This window comes from uncultured Ralstonia sp. (assembly GCA_913056305.1).
GTDB lineage: Bacteria > Pseudomonadota > Gammaproteobacteria > Burkholderiales > Burkholderiaceae > Ralstonia.
Map to the genome: position 1 here is coordinate 1 of CAJXMR010000174.1, position 10,074 is coordinate 10,074.

Consider the following 10,074-nt stretch of genomic DNA (forward strand, 5'->3'; position numbering starts at 1 on the left):
GTCCAAACCGGCTCGCTGGCTTCCGCCGGCACGACGGCAGGTGCCCGCACGTTCACGATCGGTTTGACGAAGTGCGCTGCTGGCGAGGGTGCGAAGGTCGCTGGCGCTGCACGTGCGTTCTTCGAGATGGGCTCGAACGTTGATGATAACGGGCGCCTGAACAACATTGCGGCAACCAGCCCGGCGGGCAACGTGCAGGTCGAACTGCTGGATGCGTCGAGCAATGTGATCAACATCGGCAATGCGTCGCAGCGCGTTGACGGTGCGCAGAAGACTTCCATCGTGGACGGTGCAGCCACCATGACCTATCAAGCACGTTACTACGCCACGGCCGCTGCCTCCGCAGGTGACGTCGAAACGTCGGTGACGTACTCGGTCGACTACCTCTAATCCGGGGCGGAACCGCTTCGGTTTGATCCGCAAGCCAAGGGCGGCCAGGCCAATCCTGGCCGTCTTCTGGCTTGTCTTCATGACTTGAATCATGCGCATTCCTACCAAGATGCAACAGGCCTTGGCGCGAGCCCTGAGCACCATCACGTTCCTGGCCGCCTGCGTCGCGGGAACCGCACACGCGAACGTCATCATTACGGGCACGCGCGTGATCTTTCCAGGAAACGACAGCGAGGTCTCGGTCAAGCTCGACAACGTTGGCGAGTTGCCCGCGCTCGTCCAAACATGGATCGACACGGGTGACGTCCATGCTGCGCCGAATGCGGCGGATGCACCGTTCGTCATCATGCCGCCGGTGTTCCGCATGGAGCCCGGCAAGGGCCAGACGCTGCGCCTGATGTATACGAAAGAGCCGCTGCCACAGGACCGTGAGTCGGTGTTCTGGCTCAACGTGCTGGATATCCCGCCGAAGCCGAAGTCCGAGGCGGACGCCAATCTCTTGCAGATGGCGTTCCGCTCCCGCATCAAGATCTTCTTCCGCCCAAACGGGCTCGACGCCGAGGGTGCGTTGCAAGCCCCGAGTCTGGTGAGCTGGACGCTGGTGAAGGACGACAACGGGAAATATGTCGTAGAGGGCTCAAACCCGACCGCCTACTGTGTCAACGTGCCGACGTTGCAAGTGAAGAGCGGCGGTCGGGCGTATGACGCAGTCGATGGCGGGATGATTCTGCCCGGCAGTAGTCTGCGCTTCCCGATCAAGGACATGACCATCAAGCCGGCAACGACGCCCGAATTCAGCTACAGCTTCGTCAACGACTACGGTGTGGTCGTCGAAAGCAAAGGGCAAGTGACCCTTCAGTAAGTTCAGCCTCAACGCTGGCGCGTGTCAGCAGGCTGGCCTGGCTGGGAGTGGTGCCTCTCCTCCAACGTTATCCATGGGTTGTAAGTCAATGAAGCGATCGCTTCGATCCAGTGGCGGTCGCCGACCGTCAACGCTCATGACCTTGAAGCCACTGTGCGCAGCCGGGATGGCGATGTTCTCGACCATCCCGATATCCGCAGTAGCAAGCGAAAAGGGGCGTCAATCCGTCAAACCGGAGTCGTTGAATTCCTCCACGCTGGCGCAGGTGACGTTCGACCCGTCATTTGTGCAAGGGGTGCAGGGGGAATCGATCGATCTGTCGCAGTTCGAGCACGGGAACCCGGTGTTGCCCGGCACCTATCGGCCGGATGTCTATTTGAATGCGAGGCTTGTGGGGCGGGACACCATTGTCATTCGGACCGATGTGCCGAGTGGCGCGCCAAAGATCTGCTTCACGCGGGCGTTGTTTGAACGATTCAACGTTGATTTCGGGCAACTGGACAAGGATGTTCTTGCGCGCTTGGCGGATGCCGACGCCTGCGTCGATATCCGGCAGGCGATCCCGGGTGCCACGGCGACTTTTGACAGCGCGACGCAGCGACTGGATGTCACGATTCCGCAGATCGCCCTGCGGCGTACCGCGCGCGGCTATGTTTCCCCAGAGCTCTGGGACAAGGGTGTCACGGCGGGCATGCTGGGTTATACGGCAAACGTCTATCGCAATGTCACGCGGGGTGTGTCGCAGGATTCCGGCTATGTGGGCTTGAACGGCGGCTTGAACGTTGGCGGTTGGTACTTCCGGCACAACGGCTCATTCAACTGGACGCAAGGCGGCGAGCGCCGCTATCGCGTCGCGAACACCTATGTGCAGCGGGATATCACGCCGTGGCAGGCGCGGGTGACCGTTGGCGATGCCAACAGCACCGGCGATATCTTCGACACGTTCGCATTCCGCGGCGTCCAGCTGGCCACGGATGACCGCATGCTGCCGGAGTCGTTGCGAGGTTACGCCCCCATCGTGCGGGGCATCGCCGATACCAACGCGCGGGTGACCATTCGACAGAACGGCGCGATTCTGTACGACACCACTGTCCCACCTGGGCCGTTCGAAATTGACGATCTCTATCCGACCGGATATGGGGGCAATCTCGATGTGACCGTCACGGAGGCCGACGGTCGCATTCGTACGTTCAACGTTCCTTACGCCGCGATTCCGCAATTGCTGCGCCCCGGTGCCCTGCGCTACAGCGTAGTGGCCGGTACCGTGCGCAACATGAATCTGTCGTATACGCCCCGCGTCGCGCAGGCCACGATACAGCGGGGTATCACGAACGATGTGACGCTCTACGGCGGCGTGTTGGCCAACAACGACTACGCGTCGGTGCTCGGCGGTGGTGCGTTCAATACGCCCATTGGCGCGGTGGCGGTCGACGTATCCGGCGCGCGTACGTCGGTGGCCGGCCAAAGCCTGTCCGGGACCAGCATCCGGGCCACCTACAGCAAGCTGTTCGAGCCGACCTCCAGCAATGTTTCGCTCGCCGCCTATCGGTTCTCCTCGTCCGGTTTCCTGGATTTCAACGGCGCCATGTACTTCTCGGACGCAGCCCGCCGCGGTTTGCCCGCCGCTGAGTCCATTGCCGTGTGGCGGCCGCGCAGTCGGGTCTCGGTTGCCCTGAGCCAGCCGCTTGGCGGTCAAGCCGGGCAACTCTATCTCACCGGGTACTCTCAGAACTACTGGCAGCGTCCAGGTTCGGACACACAGTTCCAGGCGGGTTACAGCAACCGATTCCGCAGCATGACCTATTCGCTGTCGATCAGCCGTAGCCGACTATCCGGTGGCGTGATGGACACGCAGTACATGCTGTCGCTGTCCGTGCCGCTGGGCAAGGGCGCTCAGGCGCCGCAAATGGGCTTCAACTTCGGTCATGGCACGGCCAGCGGCACCACGGCGCAGGCCACCGTCAGCGGGCTCGCCGGTGACAACAACCAGTTCACCTACAACGCCGCGGCCGGCCGGGACACCACGCAGACGGTCTCGGGCAGCGTCGGTGGACAGTATCGGAGCCCTTACGCGACCGTCGGCGCAACGTACGGGCAGGGGGCAGGTTTCCAGAACGGGTCGCTCAGCCTGAGCGGCGCGGTGGTGGCGCACCCGGGCGGCATCACTGCCACGCCCTATGCATCGGAAACCATGGCCGTCGTGTCTGCTCCCGCCGCGGGTGGTGCGGCCGTGCAGAGCTATCCGGGGATTCGTCTAGACGCGCGCGGCTACGCGGTGGTGCCGTACCTGACGCCGTATCGCCTCAACGAGATCATCCTCGATCCGAAGGGGCTGCCTCTTGATGTGGAGTTGCAATCGACTAGCCAGCAAGTGGCGCCGCTGTCGGGTGCCGTCGTGATGTTGAAGTATCCGACGGTGACGGGGATGCCTGTGCTGATCAAGTCCCAGATGTCTGACGGCGAGCCGCTGCCGTTCGGCGCGCGTGTGCAGGATATGCAAGGCAACAATGTCGGAACCGTCAGCCAGGGCGGGAGAATCTACGCGCGAATCGCACGCAGCAACGAGAACCTGACCGTGCAATGGGGCGACGGGGACGCACGTATGTGCAAGATCAACGTCGCGCTTCCCGAGCAGCCAGGCAAGGCAGGTGTTGGTGCTGCCTTTGCGCGTCTGCAGGCTCCTTGCGTGGTTGATACCAAAGCACGGTACCTGGGCAAGAGTCCCAGGCTGCTCAAGCCGGCAGATGTGTCCACTCGGCCGGGGGCTCCGCGAGCGTCGATCGCGGCTCCGGCCACACCGGCTTCGTAAGACGCCCAGTCATGTGCCGGCCGTGTGCTGATGCGGTTGGATTCCAGGAGAAGCAAATGATGTTGAGGTTCAAGGGACGGCAGGGCGAACGTTCGAGCGTCGCGTCCCAGTGCGTGCCGCGCTGGTGGCTGGCGTCATGCTTGTTTATCGCGTCTGTGATGGGCTTGCTCGGTTGGTCGACATCGGCATCGGCCAAGCTGACGTGCGTGCAAACGAGTGGCTACTTTGCGGCCAACATACCAGCGCTGCGCATTTCGGCCAGCACGCCAGTCAATACGGTCTTGTGGAGCACGACCGGCATTCAGGTGAAGGCCGAATGCGGCAAGCAATCCGCCACGGGGGCGGCGGAGAACGCGTGGGTTTATCGGCAGAACGTCGATCTGGGCAGTGGCCTGTCGCTCTACGTCACGTACAACGGCAACCGCGGCAATACGTTCGAAGGGTTCAACACCGGCACGAAGGTTTCCAACTTTTACATTCAGGGCATCAAGGGAACGGAAGTCCGCGCCACCGTGGACATCCAGTTGGTCAAGACTGGCACCACGCCAACGTCGGGCGCCTATTCGTTCGAGACCACCAAGCAGATTCTGACCATTGGCGGTCCCAACATGATGGAGGGCTTCATGTCGGGCGGCGCCAACTTCGTCGTTGCTGGCCTGGACCAGGTCAGCTTCGTGCCGAGCACTTGCAAGGCGCAGACGGCTTCCATTGCGGTCGACCTCGGAACGGTGCGCATCGGCAATGCCAGCGGTTTTGGCAGCGCGATCGGCACCACGTCCGCCAGCAAGGATTTCAACGTGAACCTGAATTGCGACGTAACCGCAGCTGGTGCGTACAAGATCATGATGCAGCTGGATGGAACGACCGTGCCCGCCTACGCCAATCAGGGTGTGCTGGCATTGAATGGGGGTTCCACGGCCGCCGGGCTTGGCGTTCAGGTGTTGCGTGGCGCCAGCTCCGGGAGCCAGGCGCCGGTCACGTTCGGCACCCCCTGGCAGATTGGCAGTTTCCCGCTGACCTTAGGTGCGTTGTCGGTACCGTTCTCAGCGCGGTATTACCAGACAGCCGCCCGCATTACCCCTGGGACGGCCAACAGTTCCGCAACGTTCACGCTGCTGTACCAGTAAGGCATCGCTGCGTGCAGCGATAAAGAAAAAGGCATCGCCCCGAATCGGGGGATGCCTTTCTTTCTTGGCCGGTCAGTAATGCACCGAGTGGAGCGATCAGCCCTCCAACGCCCCAAACGCCCGGCCTGTAATATCCTCCACGCTACCCACACCGCTAATCTTGCGGTACTTGGGTGGCGCCACCTTGGCCGCGCCGTTGCCGTTGGCGGCCCATTGCGAGTAGTAATCCACCAGCGGACGCGTCTGGCTCTCATACACGGCCAGGCGCTTGCGCACGGTCTCTTCCTTGTCGTCGTCGCGCTGGATCAGCGCTTCGCCGGTTTCGTCGTCGACGCCTTCGGTCTTGGGCGGATTGAACTTGACGTGGTAGGTGCGGCCCGAGGCCACGTGCACGCGGCGGCCGCTCATGCGCTCGATGATGGCGTCGAACGGCACGTCGATCTCCAGCACGTAGTCGATGGCCACGGCGGCGTCCTTCATGGCTTCAGCTTGCGGGATGGTGCGCGGGAAGCCGTCGAACAGGTAGCCATTCTTGCAGTCGGGCTGCTGCAGGCGGTCCTTCACCAGGCCGATGATGATGTCGTCCGACACCAGGCCGCCGGCGTCCATCACCTTCTTGGCTTCGATGCCCAGCGGGGTGCCGGCCTTGACCGCGGCGCGCAGCATGTCGCCGGTGGAGATCTGCGGAATGCCGAAGCGTTCGCAGATGTATTTGGCTTGCGTACCTTTGCCGGCGCCGGGCGCGCCCAACAGAATCAACCGCATGGTGACGTGTTCCTCAAGTTTTGAATTCCTGTCGCGCCAGAATCAACTGAAGCTGAACTGAAGCGCGTTGGGGATCGGTCCGAGGGGGCCGATTCCCAAAACGCCTGGGACGCAATCGACGCAAACAGGCAGCCTAGCGGGCGAACTTGACGCCAGCCTTACCGGGACACTGGTGGAATAGGCGCCCACCGGACGGCGGCACCCATGGCTCGATTTGTCTCCCTGCAGCCGCTGCCTCGCCTAACGTGGGCGGTGACATGCGGCTTGTCGTCCTCGCGATTATGCCATGGCAGGGCCGGGGTTTTGCCCGTCGGCCCGCAAGTTCGACCAATCGGGGCGTTCAGGGGCCGTCTTGCGCGAGCAATTCGCTCCAGGCGGCGCGCACGCGGGCGAGGTCTTCCGGGGTATCGACGCCGGCGGCCGGGGCATCATCGGTGGTCAGTACAGCGATGCGCTCGCCGTGCCACATGGCGCGCAGTTGTTCGAGCTGCTCGGTCTGCTCGAGCGGCGCGGCGGCCAGTTGCGGGAAGCGGCGCAGGAAGCCGGCGCGATAGGCGTAGATGCCGATGTGGCGCAGCACCGGCATGGCCGGCAGCGGGCGTTCGGCGGGGGCTTGCACCAGCACGGCGGGCGTCCAGGTGTCGCGCGCCCAGGGCAGCGGGGCGCGCGAGAACAGCAGCGCGCGCTCGGCTGCGTCCAACACGACCTTCACCACGTTCGGGTTGAACACGTCGGCGGCGTCGTGGATCGGGTGGGCGGCGGTGGCGATCGCGCAGTCCGGGTGGTCGCGCAGGTGGGCGGCCACGTTGTCGATCAGCGTCGGGGCGATCAGCGGTTCGTCGCCCTGCACGTTGACGACGATGGCGTCATCGGGCAGCGCCAGCACGGCAGCCACTTCGGCCAGGCGGTCGGTGCCGGAGGCGTGGTCGGCGCGGGTGAGCACGGCTTCGACGTGGTGCTGCATGCAGGCGTCGGCGACCGAGACGGCGTCGGTGGCGACCACCACGCGCGCGGCGGACGATTGGTGCGCACGCTCGGCAACGCGCACCACCATCGGCTTGCCGCCGATGTCGGCCAGCGGCTTGTTGGGCAGCCGCGTGGACGCAAGCCGCGCGGGAATGACGGCGATGAACGGCGCGTGCGACATGGCGGTGGCCCTGCGCGCGTCAGGCCGGATCGACCGGCGTGCCTTCCACGGTCTGGCGGGCTTCATCGGCCAGCATGACGGGGATGCCGTCGCGGATCGGGTAGGCCAGCTTGTCGACGTGGCAGATCAGTTCGTTGTTGGCGCGGTCGTGTTGCAGCGTGCCCTTGCACAACGGGCAGACGAGGATTTCGAGCAGGCGATTGTCCATGACGGTAGAGGCTCCGGGGCGGCTGCGGGGCAGCGCACCAATACGGCGGATGAGGCGAGGTAACGTTATTGTGCGCTCGCCCTGAGCGTTGCGCGATCGGCCAGGGCGCGCACGCGCTGGCAGACCTGTTCGACCAGCGCCGAGTCGACCACCGGCGTGGTCGGTACCACCCAGATGCGCGGGTCGTCGAGATGGCCGCATTTTACGGCATCCTTTTCGGTGATCAGGATCACCTCGGCGTGGCGGTCGGCGAACGGGTTGTCGGCGAAGGCGTAGTGATCGGGCAGCGGCAGGGTGGTGGGCTTCAGGCCCGCGGCACGCAGCGAGGCGAAGAAGCGCTCCGGGTTGCCGATGCCGGCGGCGGCCAGCAACTGCTCGCCCTCGACGCGGGCGAACTGGGCGAGCGGGCGGCGCAGCGCCGGGTCGGCCAGGTTGTAGGCGTCCTGCAGCTCCAGCCGCATGCCGTAGATGTTCGGGCGGTCGGGCGTGGCGCGGTAGTTCGGGTCGTTGATGAGGGTGGCGTCGCGCTGGCGGGCCATCGACTCGCGCAGCGGGCCGGCGGGCAGCAAGAAGCCGTTGCCGCCCATGCGCAGGTCGAACACGACGATCTCGATGTCGCGGCGCAGACGGTAGTGCTGCAGGCCGTCGTCGCAGACGATCACGTTGCAGCCCGGGTGCGAGGCCAGCAGCGTCTGTGCGCACAGCACGCGGTCGGGGAAGACCCACACGGGCAGATCCGTCGCACGGGCGATCAGCAGGGGCTCATCGCCGACGTCCTCGGCGCGGGAGTGTTCGCGCACCGGGCGCGGGTGCTTGAGTTGCACGCCGTAGCCGCGCGAGACGATGCCGGGGCGCAGGCCAGCATCGGCCAGCGCGGAGGCCAGCGCGATCACGGCCGGCGTCTTGCCGGCGCCGCCCACGGTGACGTTGCCGACCACCACCACCGGCATCGGCAGCCGCACCGAGCGCAGCACGCCCAGACGGAACAGCAGCCGGCGCAGCCCGCTGATGGCGCCAAACAGCCACGACAGCGGCCACAGCATCCACGCAAACCAGCCACGCTGCTGCCATTGGCGGGTGACGAAGCTGGCGAGGCGGTGCTGGGCTACGGGCATGCAGGATGGTGGTTTTTAGAGACCGTTGCAACGTGAAGCGAAGCGGTTCTGACGGTTCAGCCCCGACGCAGACAGTACACAGGGTACGGCAAGGCGGGGCTGGGCCGTCAGAATCACGTTTCAACGGTCTCTTAGTGGGCGTTACCGGTTTGCGTGGCAAACGTCAGGTGCGACAGGCCGGCCACGCGCGCGGCTTCCATCACGTTCACCACCGCCTGGTGCGCGGCCTGCGCATCGGCGTTGACGATCACGATGGGCTCGCGGCCACCGGCGCTGCCTGCGGCAGTGTGCAGGGCGTCGGCGAGGCTGGTCACGTCGCGGGTGTCGAGCACCTGCTTGTCGACGGAGTAGACCCCGTTGGCGGTAATGGACACGACGATCTGGCCCGGACGCTCGGTCGCCTTCTCGGCGTCGGCGGTCGGCAGGTTGACCTTCAGTTCGGTGTAGCGGGAATACGTGGTCGTGATCATCAGGAAGATGAGGATCACGAGCAGCACGTCGATCAGCGGGATCAGGTTGATCTCCGGCTCTTCACGGGCGTGGCGCGGGCGGAAACGCATGGCGACTCGGTAGCGTGCGTTGCCGGATCAGCCGCGCCGCGGCGGCAGGATCGCGTCGAGGTACGTGGTGGACAGGTGCTCCAGTTCGACCACGTAGTTATCGACCACGCCACGGAAGTAGCGCCAGAAGATCAGCGTCGGGATGGCGACCACCAGGCCCAGCGCCGTGTTGTACAGGGCGACCGAGATGCCGTGCGCGAGCGTCTGCGGGTTGGTGCCGGCGGCGGTCTGGCTGCCGAAGATCTCGATCATGCCGACCACGGTGCCGAACAGGCCCATCAGCGGCGCCACCGAGGCGATGGTGCCGAGCGCGTTCAGGTAGCGCTCCAGGCGGTGGGCGACGTTCTGGCCGGCTTCTTCCACCACTTCCTTGGCGGCGTCGCGGCTCGTGCCCGGATGCAGCACCACGTGGCGCAGCGCGGCGGCCAGCACGCGGCCCAGCGGCGAGCCTTGTTCCAGCGTATTCACCACTTCCGGTGTGGCCTTGCGCTGATGCGCCACGGCCAGGGCCTCGTCAAGATCTTGGGCGGAATGATTTTCTTGCGCTGCAAGGCGACGAAGCGTTCGATGATCAGCGCGAGGGCGATCACGGAGGCAATCAACAGCGGCCAGATCGGCCAGCCGGCGGCTTGGATGATGGAAAACACTGGACAACCCGTTTTGTCGTAATGGAAGAGGCGCGATTGGCGCGCGCCCGATCGCTGTTTGTGCCGTCCGCGTCCCCGAACGCGGTTCGTTGCGGCAAAAACAGGCGCCACTCTAGCGCGTCGGACCCACCTCGGCAACTCGCTGCCGCGGCGCGGCAACGGTGCCGACGGTCGGTCAAAAAACCGTCTCGCATGGCGCGGCCGGCGTCCAAGCTGGCGGGTAATCCACACCAAACCGGGACAGCGTTGTGGACGGGTTGTGGACATTGCTCGGACAAGCAAGCTAAGTGACTGATTCAAAAGGGAGTCCAGTGCCGCGCTCAAAAAATAGGCAACCAGCCTTCCTGCAGCCAATCCGGCGCAAACCGAGGGCGGGCATGAAAAAGCCGGCCCGAAATCCACACCGGAACGGGACAGTCTTGTGGACGGGTTGTGGACATTGCC

9 protein-coding genes and 1 pseudogene are annotated in these 10,074 nt (G+C 64.7%); 4 read left to right on the top strand and 6 right to left on the bottom strand.

The features are described from left to right. The 4 genes from QZ609_RS20360 to QZ609_RS20375 all read left to right on the top strand — a co-directional run. Positions 1-390 (top strand): fimbrial protein (locus tag QZ609_RS20360; protein ID WP_295498774.1); only part of this gene is annotated, 390 nt, incomplete at its 5' end. A 91-nt stretch (positions 391-481) separates the two neighbouring features. Continuing rightward, positions 482-1,252 carry a fimbria/pilus periplasmic chaperone gene (locus tag QZ609_RS20365; RefSeq protein WP_295498777.1) on the top strand — a complete coding sequence of 257 codons (771 nt, stop codon included), beginning with the start codon at positions 482-484 and terminating at the stop codon, positions 1,250-1,252. Between the two features lie 166 nt (positions 1,253-1,418). Continuing rightward, positions 1,419-4,061 (top strand): fimbria/pilus outer membrane usher protein, encoded by a 2,643-nt coding sequence (locus QZ609_RS20370; RefSeq protein WP_295498781.1) that lies wholly within the window; start codon positions 1,419-1,421, stop codon positions 4,059-4,061. Between the two features lie 56 nt (positions 4,062-4,117). Then, positions 4,118-5,188, top strand: coding sequence for a fimbrial protein (locus QZ609_RS20375; RefSeq protein ID WP_295498784.1), 1,071 nt, complete (start codon positions 4,118-4,120; stop codon positions 5,186-5,188). 96 nt (positions 5,189-5,284) lie between these two features. Here the strand turns inward: QZ609_RS20375 and adk are convergent, their stop codons facing one another. The 6 genes and pseudogenes from adk to QZ609_RS20405 all read right to left on the bottom strand — a co-directional run bounded on the left by adk (position 5,285) and on the right by QZ609_RS20405 (position 9,630). After that, positions 5,285-5,953: an adenylate kinase gene (gene adk / locus QZ609_RS20380; protein ID WP_295498787.1), complete on the bottom strand. Its 669-nt coding sequence runs from the start codon at positions 5,951-5,953 to the stop codon at positions 5,285-5,287. A 340-nt stretch (positions 5,954-6,293) separates the two neighbouring features. Then, on the bottom strand, positions 6,294-7,100 hold the full coding sequence (kdsB, locus tag QZ609_RS20385) for a 3-deoxy-manno-octulosonate cytidylyltransferase (protein ID WP_295498789.1): 807 nt from the start codon (positions 7,098-7,100) through the stop codon (positions 6,294-6,296). A gap of 19 nt (positions 7,101-7,119) precedes the next feature. Then, positions 7,120-7,308 (bottom strand): Trm112 family protein, encoded by a 189-nt coding sequence (locus tag QZ609_RS20390; RefSeq protein ID WP_004631803.1) that lies wholly within the window; start codon positions 7,306-7,308, stop codon positions 7,120-7,122. 65 nt (positions 7,309-7,373) lie between these two features. Then, positions 7,374-8,423 (bottom strand): tetraacyldisaccharide 4'-kinase, encoded by a 1,050-nt coding sequence (lpxK, locus tag QZ609_RS20395; RefSeq protein WP_295498797.1) that lies wholly within the window; start codon positions 8,421-8,423, stop codon positions 7,374-7,376. A gap of 131 nt (positions 8,424-8,554) precedes the next feature. Continuing rightward, a complete protein-coding gene (locus QZ609_RS20400; protein ID WP_295498800.1) occupies positions 8,555-8,983 on the bottom strand; it encodes a biopolymer transporter ExbD in 429 nt (142 codons plus the stop codon). A 27-nt stretch (positions 8,984-9,010) separates the two neighbouring features. Next, positions 9,011-9,630: pseudogene (locus tag QZ609_RS20405) on the bottom strand (MotA/TolQ/ExbB proton channel family protein). Between the last annotated feature and the right edge of the window lie 444 nt (positions 9,631-10,074).

Bases quoted from the DNA above. Each gene is read 5' to 3' on its own strand.
- QZ609_RS20365 (WP_295498777.1), top strand. From the start codon at position 482: ATGCGCATTCCTACCAAGATGCAACAGGCCTTGGCGCGAGCCCTGAGC.
- QZ609_RS20370 (WP_295498781.1), top strand. From the start codon at position 1,419: ATGGCGATGTTCTCGACCATCCCGATATCCGCAGTAGCAAGCGAAAAG.
- QZ609_RS20375 (WP_295498784.1), top strand. From the start codon at position 4,118: ATGATGTTGAGGTTCAAGGGACGGCAGGGCGAACGTTCGAGCGTCGCG.
- adk (WP_295498787.1), bottom strand. From the start codon at position 5,953: ATGCGGTTGATTCTGTTGGGCGCGCCCGGCGCCGGCAAAGGTACGCAA.
- kdsB (WP_295498789.1), bottom strand. From the start codon at position 7,100: ATGTCGCACGCGCCGTTCATCGCCGTCATTCCCGCGCGGCTTGCGTCC.
- QZ609_RS20390 (WP_004631803.1), bottom strand. From the start codon at position 7,308: ATGGACAATCGCCTGCTCGAAATCCTCGTCTGCCCGTTGTGCAAGGGC.
- lpxK (WP_295498797.1), bottom strand. From the start codon at position 8,423: ATGCCCGTAGCCCAGCACCGCCTCGCCAGCTTCGTCACCCGCCAATGG.
- QZ609_RS20400 (WP_295498800.1), bottom strand. From the start codon at position 8,983: ATGCGTTTCCGCCCGCGCCACGCCCGTGAAGAGCCGGAGATCAACCTG.